Here is a 13,711-nt window from a genome sequence, read left to right as displayed (position 1 = left end):
CCTCAAGGACCAGCAGGCCCATTTCTACGAGGAGATGCGCCGCCCCGACGCCCACGCCCTCAAGGCCTGGGACCGCCCCCGCACCGCCCGCTCCTGCTCCGCCCGCTCCTGCTCCGCCCTCTCTGGAGACCTCTCATGCATGACGAACGCCGCCGGATCGAGGAACGCGTAGAGCGCGTCCACACCCAACGCATCAAGCCCGCCGTCTACGCGGCCTCCGCCCCCTTCGAGGTCGAGGCCTGGCAGGCGCCGGGCGAACCGGTCCCTTTCGAGGAGGCCGCGGCCGCCTCGTACACCCCGTTCGCGATGGACACCCCCTGGGGCCCGCCGTGGGGCACCACGTGGTTCCGGATGCGCGGACGGGTCCCCGCCGAATGGGCGGGCCGCCGTGTCGAGGCCGTCATCGACCTCGGCTTCGTCGGCGACTGGCCCGGCAACCAGGCCGAGGCCCTGGTCCACCTCGCCGACGGCACCCCGCTGAAGGCGGTGAACCCGCTCAACCAGTACGTCCCGATCGGCAACCCGGTGCGCGGCGGCGAGACCGTCGACTACCTGGTCGAGGCGGCCTCCAACCCCGACATCCTCGCCGACAACTTCTCGAAGATCACCCCGCTCGGCGACATCCTGACCGCCGGCGACAAGCCGCTCTACACCTTCCGGCGCGCCGACCTCGCCGTCCTCGACGAGGAGGTCTTCCACCTCGACCTGGACCTCCAGGTGCTGCGCGAGCTGATGGTCCACCTCGGCGAGCACGAGCCCCGCCGCCACGAGATCCTGCACGCCCTGGACCGGGCCATGGACGCCGTCGACCTCGACGACGTCTCCGGCAGCGCGACCGCCGTCCGCGAGATCCTCGCCCCGGTCCTCGCCAAGCCCGCCCACGCCAGCGCCCACACCATCTCCGGTGTCGGCCACGCCCACATCGACTCTGCCTGGCTCTGGCCCATCCGCGAGACCAAGCGCAAGACCTCCCGCACTTTCTCCAACGTCACCGCGCTGGCGGACGAGTACGAGGACTTCATCTTCGCCTGCTCCCAGGCCGTGCAGTACGAATGGGTGCGCGACAACTACCCACAGGTGTGGGAGCGGATCAAGAAGGCCGTCGACAAGGGCCAGTGGGTGCCGGTGGGCGGCATGTGGGTCGAGTCCGACGGCAACCTGCCCGGCGGCGAGGCCATCGCCCGCCAGCTCGTCCACGGCAAGCGGTTCTTCATCGAGCACTTCGGCATCGAGACCAAGGGCGTCTGGCTGCCGGACTCCTTCGGCTACAACGCCTCGTACCCGCAACTCGCCAAGCTCGCCGGCAACGACTGGTTCCTCACCCAGAAGATCTCCTGGAACCAGACCAACAGGTTCCCCCACCACACCTTCTGGTGGGAGGGCATCGACGGCACCCGCATCTTCACCCACTTCCCGCCGGTCGACACCTACAACGCCCGCTTCAGCGGCGAGGAGATGGACCGCGCGGTCCGCAACTACCAGGAGAAGGGCGCCGGCACCCGCTCCCTCGCGCCCTTCGGCTGGGGCGACGGCGGTGGCGGCCCCACCCGCGAGATCATGGAACGCGCCCGCCGCCTCGCCGACCTGGAGGGCTCACCGAAGGTCGTCGTCGAACACCCCGACGAGTTCTTCGCCAAGGCCCGCGCCGAGTACGAGGACGCCCCCGTCTGGAACGGCGAGCTGTACCTCGAACTCCACCGCGCCACCTACACCTCCCAGGCCCGCACCAAGCAGGGCAACCGCCGCAGCGAGCACAAGCTGCGCGAGGCGGAGCTGTGGGCGACGACGGCCGCGCTCCACGCGCCCGGCTACGCCTACCCCCACGAGAAGCTGGACCGCCTCTGGAAGACGGTCCTCCTCCACCAGTTCCACGACATCCTGCCGGGCTCCTCGATCGCCTGGGTCCACCGCGAGGCGGAGGCCGAGTACGCGAGGGTGGCGAAGGAACTGGAGGAGCTGACGGCCGAGGCGGTCGCGGCACTCGGCGCGGGCGACCCGCGCGTCTTCAACACCAGCCCGCGCGACCGGGCCGAGGTCGTCCGTACGGCCGCCGGCGCGCCGGTCTACGTACGGGTCCCCGCAGGCGGCAGCGCCCCCCTGACGGCCGCCGAACCCCCGCACCCCGTCACCGTCTCCGGCCGCGTCCTCGACAACGGCCTGGTCCGGGTCGAGATCGCCGAGGACGGCACCCTGGCCTCGGTCCGTGACCTGGTCGCCGACCGCGAGGTGCTCGGCGACAAGGGCAACCTGCTCCGCCTGCACACCGACCTCCCGAACTACTGGGACGCCTGGGACGTCGACAAGCACTACCGGAACCGCTACACCGATCTGCTGGACGCCCAGTCGATCACCGTGGTCGAGGAGGACCCCCTGCTCGGCGCGATCCGGGTGGAGCGGTCCTTCGGCAAGGGCTCCCGCATCACCCAGACGATCACCCTCCGCGCCGGCAGCCCCCGGATCGACTTCGAGACGGACATCGACTGGCACGAGGCCGAGAAGTTCCTCAAGGCCGGCTTCCCGATCGACGTCCGCGCCGCCCACTCCTCCGCCGAGATCCAGTTCGGCCACATCCAGCGCCCCACCCACACCAACACCAGCTGGGAGGCCGCTCGCTTCGAGGTCTCCGGCCACCGCTGGGTGCACGTCGGCGAACCCGGCTACGGCGTCGCGGTCATCAACGACTCCACCTACGGCCACGACGTCTCCCGCACGGTCCGCGAGGACGGCGGTACGACCACCACGGTCCGCCTCAGTCTCGTCCGCGCCCCGCGCATCCCGGACCCCGAGGCCGACCAGGGCAAGCACCGCCTCACCTACTCCCTGCTCCCCGGCGCGAGCATCGAGGACGCGGTCGCCGAGGGCTACGCCCTCAACCTGCCGCTGCGCGTCGCCGACGCGGCGGGCGCCCCCGAGCCGGTCGTCTCCGTCGACGGCGAGGGCATCACCGTCGAGGCGGTCAAGCTCGCCGACGACGCCTCGGGCGACGTCGTGGTCCGGATCTACGAGTCACGCGGTGGCCGGGCCGGCGGCGTCCTGCGCACCGGTTTCCCGCTCGCCGGCGCCCAGATCACCGACCTGCTGGAACGCCCCCTGTCGGAGGCGGCCACGGACGGCGACGGCGTCCCGGTGACGCTGCGCCCGTTCGAGGTGCAGACGCTGCGGCTGGCGGTGGGGGAGCGGTGATCCCGATTCCCAGGAAAAATTAAGGGAACATAAAACGCCTGGTCGCGGCGGGTGGACCGCCCGCCGCGACCACCGCACGTCTCCTCCCCGACACCTGGAGTTCGCCGACTACCCCTGTGATGTCGGGCAACGCGACAGTGCGAAGAAAGTTGTGAGGTGTCATCGTGCGAGACCCGCGCATGTCGGTGATCGGCAAGGGGCTGAGGCGACGCGGCAGACTGATCGCGGAGGCGGTGAGCCCGCCGCGCAAGCCGCTGAACGCCGTCCCCGCGCCCCGGAGCGACGCCGAGCCCGCCGAGGCGCCGTACGTGGCCCCGCGCGCGGCCCGACTGGTGGACGCCCCGGTGTTCGTCCTGTCCTCAGTGCGCTCCGGCTCGACGTTGCTGCGGGTCGTCCTCAACAGCCACAGCCGGATCCGGGCCCCGCACGAGATGCACCTGCGGACCGTCCACGTCCATCTCTCCCGGGACTTCACCGGGGACGCGATGAAGGCGCTCGAACTCGACAAGACCGAGCTGGAGCACGTCCTGTGGGACCGCATCCTCCACCATGAGCTCACCCGCAGCGGCAAGCAGATCATCGTCGACAAGACCCCGCCCAACACGCTGATCTGGCCGCGCCTGGACCGGTGTTGGCCGAACGCCCGCTACCTCCTGCTGCTGCGCCACCCCGGGGCGGTCGTCCAGTCCCTCACGAGCCGTCGCACCGACCCGGACCACGAGGCGATCCGCGCGGAGGTCCTCGCCTACAGCGAGAAGCTGGAGGAGGCCCGGCGGAACCTCCCCGTGCACGTCGTCCGGTACGAGGAGCTCACGACGGAGCCCGAGAAGATCACCCGGGGCATCTGCGACCACCTCGGCGTGGAGTGGGAACCCGGCATGCTCGACTACGGCACCCAGGACCACGGCACCTTCCGCCCCCAGCTCGGTGACTGGTCCACCACGATCAAGTCCGGCCGCATCCAACCGGCCCGCCCGGCGGACCCGACGGCGGAACTCCCGCCCCGCCTCCAGGAGTTGGCCGAAGTCTGGGGCTACGAACGCTGATCCGTTCGCGCAGTTCCCCGCGCCCCTTCAGGGGCGCGGGGAACTGCGCGAGAAGCCCACCGGACCTGCGGATGGGGGGCGAAGGGGCACAGCCCCTGGAGGACGGGACGGGTAGGGGCGGCGGGGGCGAAAGACTCAGGCGGCGGGGGCGAAAGACTCAGACGGCGAGCGGCCGATCCGCGGCAGTGGGCTTGCAGGCCACAGGCGGCGCGACGGCCAGGGGACGCGCGTCCACGGCCACCGGCACGTCCGCCACCGGCACCTCGGCCACCGGCACCTCGGCGACCTGGTGCGGCAACGACACCGGCCGCACCGGCCGCGGCCCCGACACCACCGTGTAGTCCTGCCCCAGCCGCGTCGGCAGCACATCCCCCGGCTCCTCGCCGAGCGCCAACCGCACAGCGGCCCAGGGGGCGTTGATCCCGCACAGCGCGAGCTGGTGCAGCCCGCCCGCCGGACGCGTGTTGACGTCCATGAGGACCGGCTCGTCGCCGTACATCCGGAACTGGATGTTCGTCAGGTAGTGCAGCCCGAACCGCTCCGCGATCCGCCGCGCCGGCTCGATCCACGCCGGGTGGAGCGTGAATCCGCGCCGGCGGCCGTTCTTGGTACGGCCCACGGCCATCCGGACCCGGCCGTCGGGTCCGGTGAGGCAGTCGACGGACACCTCCGGCTGCTCCAGCCGCGGCATCACCATCCAGTCGACGGGCTCCTCGGCCGCCCGCACCGCCTCCACCACCATGTCGAGCTGGACGTACGGGCTGGGGAAGCCGCTGAGGTGATCGAGCGAGAAGGGGGTGCGCGTGACGACACGGAAGCCCACACCACCGGCCCCGGACGCCGGCTTGAAGCACGCCCTGTGCCCCCCGGCCTCCAACTCCTCGACAGCGGCCACGAATTCCTCGGCGTTCGTCACCCGGTACCAGGGCGGCACCGGAACCCCGTGCTCCCGGACCGCCTCGTACGCGGTCACCTTGTCCTCGAAGACCTCGATGGCCGTGGCGCTCGGCGCCAGCAGGACCGTGCCGACGGCGGCGAACTCCGCGCGGTGCGCGGCGAGGGCCGCCTGGTGCAGCCGGGGCACGAACACGTCGATGCCGCGCTTGGCGCACTGGTCCAGCGCGTACTCCACGTACGCGGCGGGGGAGAGGCCCTCGGGCTCCAGGTCGGCGGTGTCGGCCGCAGCCAGTACGGGGGAGTCGGCGTCACCGTGCGTGGCATGGATGTCCACCGGACGAGCGTGCGGATTATGCCGCAGCTGATCCATGAAGAAGACATTCTCCGCGTACGTGCGGTTGAGCCAGACGCGTACGCGAGAGACCATGCAGGCCGCCTTTCCAAGGTTCGCGGGCAGGGCGAAGCAGGCCGTGCCCGGCCAGGGGGGATGGAGGTACGCCGAACCGCCGTACGCGAAGGAGGGGCGTGGCGGTGGTGTAGGACGGATCATACGGCCACTGGGGCCCATGTTTCTGTCACGCGCGTGTTAATCCTCGCGCGGCGGCGTCCCGGGGCAGGTCGGGCGGTGTCCGCGGACGAGTCGGCGGCGCCCCGGACCGGAGGGCGGCGGGTCGGCAGGTCGGTCTTGTCCACGGGCGCTCACCTGTGTTCTCGTGTTGATGTTCGGTGTTCAGAAGGGAGCACGGGTGGAGTCGAGGGTCGGCCGTCACGGAAATCTGCTGGCCGTCAGTGATCTGCACATCGGCTATCCCGAGAACCGCGCCCTGGTCGAGCGGATGCGTCCCGAGAGCGACGACGACTGGCTGCTCGTGGCCGGTGACGTCTCCGAGACCGTCGCCGACATCCGCTGGGCGCTCACCACGCTCGCCGGCCGCTTCGCCAAGGTCGTCTGGGCGCCCGGCAACCACGAACTGTGGACCCACCCCAGCGAGACCGTCCCGTACAAGGGCGTCGAACGGTACGACCATCTCGTCGAAGTATGCCGGGAGCTGGGCGTCGTCACCCCCGAGGACCCGTACCCCCTCTGGGAGGGGCCCGGCGGTCCCGTGGTGATCGCGCCGCTGTTCCTGTTGTACGACTACTCGTTCCTGCCCGAGGGGTGCGCCACCAAGGCGGAGGGCCTGGAGTACGCACACGGCACCGGAGTGGTCTGCACCGACGAGCACCTGCTGCACCCCGACCCGTACCCGAGTCGCGAGGACTGGTGCCGCGCCCGCGTCGCCGAGACCGAACGCAGGCTCGCCGAACTGCCGCCCGATCTGCCGAAGGTGCTGGTCAACCACTACCCGCTGGACCGGCACCCGACGGAGGTCCTGTGGTATCCCGAGTTCGCCATGTGGTGCGGCACGGAGCTGACCGCCGACTGGCACCGGCGGTTCAACGTCGAGGTCATGGTCTACGGCCATCTGCACATCCCGCGGACCACCTGGCTGGACGGGGTCCGCTTCGAAGAGGTGTCCGTGGGATACCCCCGCGAGTGGCGACCGCGTCCGGAACCCCCGGGCAGGCTGCGCCGCATTCTGCCGATGGAGGTCGGAGCCGGTGATCGAGGAACTGCTCCCGGGAGCGGTCGTGGTCGTGGAGGCGCACGCCCATGAAGCGGCCGCCGCCGTCGAGGGGGTCGAGCTGTACCCCGAGGAGGAGGCCGTCGTCGCCCGGGCGGTACCGAAGAGGCGCCGCGAGTTCACCCTCGTCCGTGCCTGCGCCCGGCGTGCCATGGAGAAGCTCGGGGTCGCCCCGCGGGCGATAGTGCCCGGGGAGCGCGGCGCCCCCGGCTGGCCGGACGGGCTCACCGGCAGCATGACCCACTGCGAGGGGTACGCCGCAGCCGCCCTGGTCCGCGCCGTCGACCTGGCCTCCCTCGGCATCGACGCCGAACCCCACGCCGCCCTGCCCGAAGGTGTCCTGACGGCGATCGCCCTCCCCGCGGAGGAGACCCGACTGCGCCGGCTGACCGCCGACCACCCCTCGGTCCACTGGGACCGGCTGCTCTTCAGCGCCAAGGAGTCCGTCTACAAGGCGTGGTTCCCGCTCACCCGGCGGTGGCTGGACTTCTCGGAGGCCGACATCGAGCTGACCGTCGAGCCCGGCGGCCAGTCCGGTGGGCTGCGCGCCGAACTCCTCGTGCCGGGACCGGTGGTGGACGGCCGTCGTGTCGCCACCTTCGACGGCCGCTGGACCGTCCGGCGGGGGCTGGTGGCGACGGCCGTTTCGGTTCCCTTTCCCACGGAGGACGAGGACGGCAGATGAACACACTTTCCTATGCGGAGCTGCACAGACAGGTCGCGCCGGACATCGACGCGGAGATCGCCGGCGCCCTGGAGAGCCTCGGGCCGTCGACCACGGCGGTCCGAAGATCCATATCCGGGCTGCTGGGCCATCAGCAGATGAAATACCCGCTGTCCGTGCTCCCGCTCCTCGTGCACGCGTCCGAGACCGGGGTCGTCGGACCGGCCGTTCCCCTGTCGGCCGTGCACGTCCTGTGGTGGACCTCCGCCTGCTACCTCGACGACCTGTCGGACGGACACGGCGCGCACACCCCCGCCGGACTCGGCACGGACGAGGCGCTGCTGGCGTCCGTCCTCAGCGGACAGGCCCTGCCCATCAGGGTCGTGCAGGCCCAGCCGGTGTCCGACGCGGTGCGCAACGCCCTCACCCGGGAGATTGTGGACTGCTGGATCGACGCCGTGGAGGGCCAGCTGCGTGACCTCCGCGGCGACCTGGCGAACGCCTCGCGCGATGCGGTCGTGGCCGCCTATCGCGGGAAGTCCGGCGCCCCGTTCGGAATGATCACGGCGATGGCCGCGATCCTCTCCGGCGCCGGGACCGAACGGACCGAACAGTGGCGGGAGTTCGGCGACGTCTTCGGGATCCTCTGGCAGCTCTTCAACGACCAGGAGGACCTGCTCTCCGGCCGCGACGAGGACCTGCTGAACGGCACGGTCACCTACCTCCTCGCCTGCGCCCTGGAGGAGACACCCCCCGGATCCAGGGGCCGGGTCGCGCAACTCGCGCACGACGCGCGCAGCTCCGAACCGGCCCGCGCGCAGCTCCGCGCGCTGCTGCTCGCCCCCGCCGCGCTCCGGCGGTTCGAGAAGGACCTCGCCGCCTTCCGCGACGACGCGCACCGCGTCCTCGACGAACTGGGCGGCGACCGGACCTACTTCCCGGCCCTGCGGCAACTGGTGGACCAGGCCGCCGGGATGTACCTGACCGAGGAACCGTCCTAGGGCCCTGGACCCGAGCCGGCGGCCGCCCGCCGGAGGACATCCGGCGGGCCGCCGCCCCTGCGCTCACACCTCCGGGCACCAGCTCCGCAGCAGTTCGAAGAACTCCTCCTCGTTGCCCGAGAGGCCCGCCGCTGTCAGCGCCTGCTCCGCCTCGGCGAGCGCGGCGGGCGGCACCACGGGTGGTCGGCGGGACTCCGGCGGCCCGTCGAACGCTGCTCGGACGGTTCCGAGCAGCCGCAGATAGGCCTGTACGGCGGCACGCTCGCGGTCGGTCAGTACGGCGGTCGGCATCGAACGGCTCTCCCCTGGTCGGATCGGCTCAACTCCGTGCCCGCCCCGGCATACGGGCGGCACGCTCCCAGCTTGCCGCCCGCCACTGACAATCCGGCTCTCCCGCGCGCGGAAGTCGCCCTACGAGCCCGCTCCCAGCACGGCCTCGCGCTCATCCTCCGTCAGGGGCGGTTCCGTCAAAGGGGGTTTGACCGGACCGCGCAGCACCGCGAGGACGACCTCCGGCCGGACGAGGGCGCCGATCGGCGCGGTGAGGGTGACCACGCCGAGGTACGCCCTGAAGACCAGGGGCCGGCCGAGCGCGGTCCTCATCAGCCGTTCCACATAGCGTCCGAAGAGCTTCTGCACCGGGTTCGGCTGCTTGCCCATGGCCTCCGGGTAACGGATGTCCGTGCCCGTGGCCAGCTCCCAGGCCAGCGTCACCGGCTTCGCCACGGCCTGCTGCACCCGCCGCGCCAGCCCCGGCGCCGTGAGGCCGAGCGAGGCGACCCGTTCCCGCAGCGCGAGGGCGCTCTGCGCGGCGACCGACATGCCGTGGCCGTAGATCGGGTTGTACGTGGCGACCGAGTCGCCGATCGCGACGAAGCCGTCGGGCCAGCCGGACACCTTCTCGAAGAAGCGGCGCCGGTTGATCGTGCTGCGGGTGACCACGACGTCCGTCAGGGGCTCGGCGCGGGAGATCAGCTCGCCCACGACCGGATGCCGGACGCCCCGCGCGAACGGCTCGAACTCCTCGGTCAGCGCGGTCGGTTGCCCCCCTCGGGTGCCCGACAGCGTCACCAGCCACCGCCCGCCCTCGATGGGCACGAGCGTCGCGCTGCGCCCCGGCACCGGCTGCGACCCGTCCGGCTGCACATTGACCACCGGGTACTCCTCGGTGCCCGCCGGCGCACGGAAGACCCGGCTCGCGTACACGAGACCGGAGTCGACCTCCTCCATCGGCGCGGGCGCCACCCCGAGCGCGTCCAGCCAGGCCGTGCCCCGCGACCCGCGCCCGGCGGCGTCCACCACGAGATCGGCCGTGAGCACCCGTTCCTCACCGTCGGTGGAGGAGACCCGGATCCCCGTCACCCGGGAGGCGTCGCCCGCCAGGCCCAGGATCTCGGTGCGGTCCAGCACGGTGACGCGGGGGTCGGCGACGAGCCGGGCGCGGACGACCGACTCCAGCAGATCGCGGCTGCACGCGATCATGAACTCCATCTCCGGCCAGCGGCGCAGCCAACCCTGGGGCGACAGGGACACCAGCCCGGTCGGCAACGGGATGCGCCGGGCGCCGGCCGCCAGCCAGGCGTCGGTGACGCCCGGCAGCAACTCCTCCATCGCCAGGGCCCCGCCGGACCAGAGCAGATGGGTGTGCCGGGCCTGGGGCACGCCCTTGCGGGGCTCCGGCCCCTCGGGCAGCGCGTCGCGTTCGACGACGGTGACCTCGGCGTGGTCGCGCAGCGCGGCGGCGGCCAGCAGGCCGGCCATGCCGGCGCCGACGACGACGGCACGCCGGGGAGTCGTGACCGTGCTGTCGCGCGGGCCGCTAACGGGTTCGCTCATGGAAGTCGCTTCCTGACCTGGTCGCGGCGGCCCATTCGCGGGCGGCCGCTACGACGGGTGACTGACGCAGGGCGATGGACATCCGTACGAGGTCACGGGGGTTCTCGGCCGGCGGGGCGGGAGCGTCGGCCGTGGCCGAGCTGATGACCCGGCCCTCCGGATCGTCCGCCTTCGCCCGCACCGCCGCCGTCACCATCGCCGCGTCGGCCTCGGCCCGCGCCTGGACGGGCTCGGAACCCGACGCGACAGCCGCGTCGTACGCCTTGGCCCGGACCGCGGAGTCGAAGTACGGGTACAGGCTGAGCATGCCGTCGTGGATGTCGGACTCGCGCTGTGTCATCTGCAGCCGGGCCGGCGCCCACCAGGAGATCCGCACCTCGTGGCTCGCCTGGGCCCAGACGGGGCGCAGCTCCCGCCACAGCGGGCCCAGCCGGCGGTACATGGACCAGATGGTCCAGGAGTCCCCGAGGCGCTCTCCGGCCAGCGGCAGGCAGAAGCCCACCGCGCAGACCTGTGCGCCGACGGACGACAGCACGGGCGCGACGTACGTGCTCAGGTAGTCCAGGTCGCCGCCCTGCCAGCGGGCCACCACGGCGATCAGCTTGACCGCCGCGAAGGGGACGTTGAGCAGGAATCCGAACGCGATGATCAGCAGCCCGGCGCGCAGCCATCCGCGTACCTGGAGCGCCCAGCGCCAGCACATCACGTTCATCGCCAGACCCGCGACCATGAAGCCGGTCAGGTACAGCACGATCATCTCGCGCAGGAACGGGGCGTCGGCGTAGTACGTGTCGAAGTCCCGCACCCGCTCCACCGGGGCCTCGCCGAGCACGAAGAGCGCCACGATGGCCGCGCACACCGCGCCGTACCCGGCGATCCAGCGGCGTGAAAGGCGGCGGGTCGTCTCCGGCGGGCCGCCCCGCCAGTTGGTGATCAGCACCAGACAGGAGCCGCTGAACGCGCTCAGCAGCAGGTAGACGACGGCGGCGGAGACGTTCGTGACACCGGTGACGCGGTTGAGCTCGATGATCGTCGGCGGTGCGGCGAAGCAGAAGACCAGGGCGGCCAGTGTCATCAGCGCGCACACGGATCTGATCAGGGGGTCGCCCCAGTTCCGCAGCAGCGCGGGTGTCTTGAGGGCGAGGGCGATCGTCATCGCGACGGCCGGAATGTAGTAGCTGGACCCGTCCATGTATTCGGCGTTCTCGGCGTTCTCGGCGTCTCGGCGTTCCGGTGCCGCTCAGCCCTGCGGGCCGCGGTAGCCGAGCGAGGCCCCGATGCGGCCGGCCAGGTGATCGCGGCGCACCGGACCGCGCAGCGCGGAACCAGCCAGCCACGTACGGCACTTGCTGGCCAGCAGCAGTCCGAAGCTCTCGGCGTCCTGCTCGTCGGACAGGTCGAAGCGCGTCCGGGCGGCGACCCTCAGCACGGTCTCCCGCAGGTCGGCGTCCTGGCTCACTAAGCGCGCGGCGACGGCGGCGCCGTCCACGTGCTGTCCGCAGTGCCCGGCCTGCATGTGCCACAGCTCATGGCCGAGGATCACCAACTGGTGGTCCGGCGCGGTGCGTTCCTCGATGACGACCAGGTCCTGCTCGGCCATGTCCAGCCACAGGCCACTGGCCGTACCGGGTGGGAAGACGGCCGTGCGGTAGTGGACGGGGCGGCCGCGGCGTCTGCTCATCGCGTCGCAGAGGGCGCCGTAGAGATCGGCGGGGTCCGCCGGTGCCGGCAGCGTGAGCTCGCCGACCAACTCGCCGCACAGACGGCGCATTTCCTTTCCGATGCCCACAGATCTCCCCCGGTCAGGACTCGGGCCGCTTGACGCTCTCCAGCAGCATGTCCAACCACTCCGCGACCTTGTCGCGGTGCTGGTCGGTGGGCAGCTGCGCCGCCCGCCAGGCGATGGAACGCACACCGTGGTTCTGGAGCAGCCGCTGCAACGGGTCGTCCGCGGACTCGGCCGCCGCGCGCTCGCGGTCGGCGAGCTGCTGGAGGAGCTCCTGCTCGGTCCGCATCAGAGCGCTCGCCAGCGCCTCGGGATCCTCGGCGGTGAGGAAACCGGCGTGCACTCTGAAGAAGCGCTGGATGGCGTCGCAGTGCTCCATCGTGGGACGCCGGTCCCCGTTGATCAGGGCGCCCGCCTGCTGGCGCGACATGCCCGCGCCGTCGGCGATCTCCTGCTGGGTGTACTTGCGGCCGTTGGGCTTGAGCCGGGTGCGTCGCAGCAGGTCCAGGCGCTGCAGAAAGCGGGCCTGGACGTCCGGCTCACCGGCGCGCTGGCCGCTCAGCAGGGCCTTCACGACCGCCTCCGGCACACCCGAGGCCACGGAGAGCCGTCGGGTGTCGAAGACCTCCGCGTGCCCCACGCGCAACTTGTCCGCCAGCGCGGTGACACGGGCCACGACGGCCGGCAGCAGAACCGTCGCCGCGGCGTCCGGAACCTCGAAGCCATCCGTCACCGACAGATCTCCTACGTCTCTCTCAGGCCAATTTCGCGGTACTGCGGAATCCGTGGATCCAAGCCTGGCGCGAGACCCTGGTCCCGGCAAGTACACCGTGAACTGCGGGGAGACTAGCGGTTCCGTCGAACTCACATCCAGGTCTCGCCACAACTGTGGCGAGATTCAGCCGTCAACCGTCGCCAAATGCCACGATAGTTGACACGCCTTAGCCCAGGGCAGGAGGATCAAGGAGCCGCGTGAAGGCCGCATAGGCAAGAGGGGTGACCTCCCGATGGCATATCAGGCAGGAGGGCAGCGGTCGGTACCGCGGCCCGTCCCCGACACTCTCGAAGCCCAGGAAGCGCAGGCCTACCTCCAGGACTACGCCGTACTGCTGGATTCCGTCCTGTTCCCGTCCGTCGTCCTCGACCACCGCTGGGACGTCGTCCTCAGCAACGCCGCGTTCCGGGCGCTCTTCACCGGCGTGGGGCCCGACCCGACGGCCATGCCCGACGACAACTTCCTCCGCTTCGTGCTCTTCCACCCGGACGCCGCCACCGTCCTCGGTGACCACGAGTCCAGCTGGTGCCTGCCGATGCTCGCCCACTTCGCCGCCGCCGTGGAACGCCATCCCCAGGACCGGGGCCTGCAGTCCATCCGCCGGGAGATCGCCCAGGACCCCATCATGGACGCCGCCTACCGCCACGGCCTGCCGCACTGGCTGCGCACCGTCGGCCCCGCCGCCGCCCGGCACGACGGCGCCGTACGCCCCCTGGTCCACCCCGACCCGCGCTGGGGCGCCACCCACTGCCGGGTCGTCGGCGAGACCCCCGACACCCTCCGCGACCTCGGCTACCACCGGATGACCCTCGTCCTGCGCGAGGTGGGCCGCCCGTCCGACCCCCGCAGGACCCGTCGCCCCCGCCGCGCCGCGTCGACGCACCTGAGCGTGGTGCCCTCCCCCGAGGGGTGAGCCGCACCCCCTCCGGCGCCGCCGGCGTTCAGGTCGCCGACGGCG

12 protein-coding genes are annotated in these 13,711 nt (G+C 71.7%); 6 read left to right on the top strand and 6 right to left on the bottom strand.

The window, feature by feature from the left end; genetic code table 11:
- The first annotated feature begins 135 nt into the window (after positions 1-135).
- Together RM704_RS19230 and RM704_RS19225 are read left to right on the top strand one after the other, a co-directional pair.
- The gene (locus RM704_RS19230) at positions 136-3,183 is read left to right on the top strand and encodes an alpha-mannosidase (protein ID WP_033529653.1); all 3,048 of its coding nucleotides are present in this window, start codon (positions 136-138) and stop codon (positions 3,181-3,183) included.
- Positions 3,184-3,347: 164 nt separating this feature from the next.
- On the top strand, positions 3,348-4,229 hold the full coding sequence (locus tag RM704_RS19225; protein WP_107072371.1) for a sulfotransferase family protein: 882 nt from the start codon (positions 3,348-3,350) through the stop codon (positions 4,227-4,229).
- Between the two features lie 157 nt (positions 4,230-4,386).
- On the opposite strand, the gene RM704_RS19220 is transcribed toward RM704_RS19225, so the two are convergent.
- Positions 4,387-5,553, bottom strand: coding sequence for an ATP-grasp domain-containing protein (locus RM704_RS19220; RefSeq protein ID WP_033529651.1), 1,167 nt, complete (start codon positions 5,551-5,553; stop codon positions 4,387-4,389).
- Positions 5,554-5,872: 319 nt separating this feature from the next.
- Here RM704_RS19220 and RM704_RS19215 point away from each other — a divergent pair, with 319 nt between their 5' ends.
- The 3 genes from RM704_RS19215 to RM704_RS19205 are packed head-to-tail and all read left to right on the top strand — an operon-like array spanning position 5,873 to position 8,416.
- A complete protein-coding gene (locus RM704_RS19215; protein WP_033529650.1) occupies positions 5,873-6,784 on the top strand; it encodes a metallophosphoesterase family protein in 912 nt (303 codons plus the stop codon).
- Entirely contained in the window at positions 6,729-7,436 is a 708-nt protein-coding gene (locus RM704_RS19210; RefSeq protein ID WP_033529649.1) for a 4'-phosphopantetheinyl transferase family protein, read from the top strand. Before RM704_RS19215 ends, RM704_RS19210 begins: the two co-directional genes overlap by 56 nt.
- Positions 7,433-8,416 (top strand): polyprenyl synthetase family protein, encoded by a 984-nt coding sequence (locus RM704_RS19205; protein ID WP_033529648.1) that lies wholly within the window; start codon positions 7,433-7,435, stop codon positions 8,414-8,416. The genes RM704_RS19210 and RM704_RS19205 overlap by 4 nt, the downstream gene beginning before the upstream one ends.
- A gap of 63 nt (positions 8,417-8,479) precedes the next feature.
- Here the strand turns inward: RM704_RS19205 and RM704_RS19200 are convergent, their stop codons facing one another.
- The 5 genes from RM704_RS19200 to RM704_RS19180 all read right to left on the bottom strand — a co-directional run bounded on the left by RM704_RS19200 (position 8,480) and on the right by RM704_RS19180 (position 12,711).
- On the bottom strand, positions 8,480-8,707 hold the full coding sequence (locus RM704_RS19200) for a hypothetical protein (RefSeq protein WP_033529647.1): 228 nt from the start codon (positions 8,705-8,707) through the stop codon (positions 8,480-8,482).
- 120 nt (positions 8,708-8,827) lie between these two features.
- On the bottom strand, positions 8,828-10,252 hold the full coding sequence (locus tag RM704_RS19195) for an NAD(P)/FAD-dependent oxidoreductase (protein WP_033529646.1): 1,425 nt from the start codon (positions 10,250-10,252) through the stop codon (positions 8,828-8,830).
- On the bottom strand, positions 10,236-11,444 hold the full coding sequence (locus RM704_RS19190) for an MAB_1171c family putative transporter (protein ID WP_033529645.1): 1,209 nt from the start codon (positions 11,442-11,444) through the stop codon (positions 10,236-10,238). Before RM704_RS19190 ends, RM704_RS19195 begins: the two co-directional genes overlap by 17 nt.
- A 48-nt stretch (positions 11,445-11,492) precedes the next feature.
- Positions 11,493-12,023: a hypothetical protein gene (locus RM704_RS19185; protein WP_033529644.1), complete on the bottom strand. Its 531-nt coding sequence runs from the start codon at positions 12,021-12,023 to the stop codon at positions 11,493-11,495.
- 31 nt (positions 12,024-12,054) lie between these two features.
- Entirely contained in the window at positions 12,055-12,711 is a 657-nt protein-coding gene (locus RM704_RS19180) for a helix-turn-helix domain-containing protein (RefSeq protein WP_033529643.1), read from the bottom strand.
- 274 nt (positions 12,712-12,985) lie between these two features.
- Between RM704_RS19180 and RM704_RS19175 the strand changes: the two genes are divergently transcribed.
- Positions 12,986-13,666 (top strand): MmyB family transcriptional regulator, encoded by a 681-nt coding sequence (locus RM704_RS19175; protein ID WP_033529642.1) that lies wholly within the window; start codon positions 12,986-12,988, stop codon positions 13,664-13,666.
- Positions 13,667-13,711: the final 45 nt, after the last annotated feature.

The sequence above is a fragment of the Streptomyces gottesmaniae genome (assembly GCF_031845845.1).
Classification (GTDB): domain Bacteria; phylum Actinomycetota; class Actinomycetes; order Streptomycetales; family Streptomycetaceae; genus Streptomyces; species Streptomyces akebiae.
The sequence above is the reverse complement of the archived record's forward strand: the minus strand, read 5'-3'. Positions and strand labels throughout refer to the sequence as shown.

Coding starts and splice junctions, on each gene's coding strand:
- RM704_RS19230 (WP_033529653.1), top strand. CDS start 136: ATGCATGACGAACGCCGCCGGATCGAGGAACGCGTAGAGCGCGTCCAC.
- RM704_RS19185 (WP_033529644.1), bottom strand. CDS start 12,023: ATGCGCCGTCTGTGCGGCGAGTTGGTCGGCGAGCTCACGCTGCCGGCA.
- RM704_RS19175 (WP_033529642.1), top strand. CDS start 12,986: ATGGCATATCAGGCAGGAGGGCAGCGGTCGGTACCGCGGCCCGTCCCC.
- RM704_RS19200 (WP_033529647.1), bottom strand. CDS start 8,707: ATGCCGACCGCCGTACTGACCGACCGCGAGCGTGCCGCCGTACAGGCC.
- RM704_RS19205 (WP_033529648.1), top strand. CDS start 7,433: ATGAACACACTTTCCTATGCGGAGCTGCACAGACAGGTCGCGCCGGAC.
- RM704_RS19220 (WP_033529651.1), bottom strand. CDS start 5,553: ATGGTCTCTCGCGTACGCGTCTGGCTCAACCGCACGTACGCGGAGAAT.
- RM704_RS19190 (WP_033529645.1), bottom strand. CDS start 11,444: ATGGACGGGTCCAGCTACTACATTCCGGCCGTCGCGATGACGATCGCC.
- RM704_RS19195 (WP_033529646.1), bottom strand. CDS start 10,252: ATGAGCGAACCCGTTAGCGGCCCGCGCGACAGCACGGTCACGACTCCC.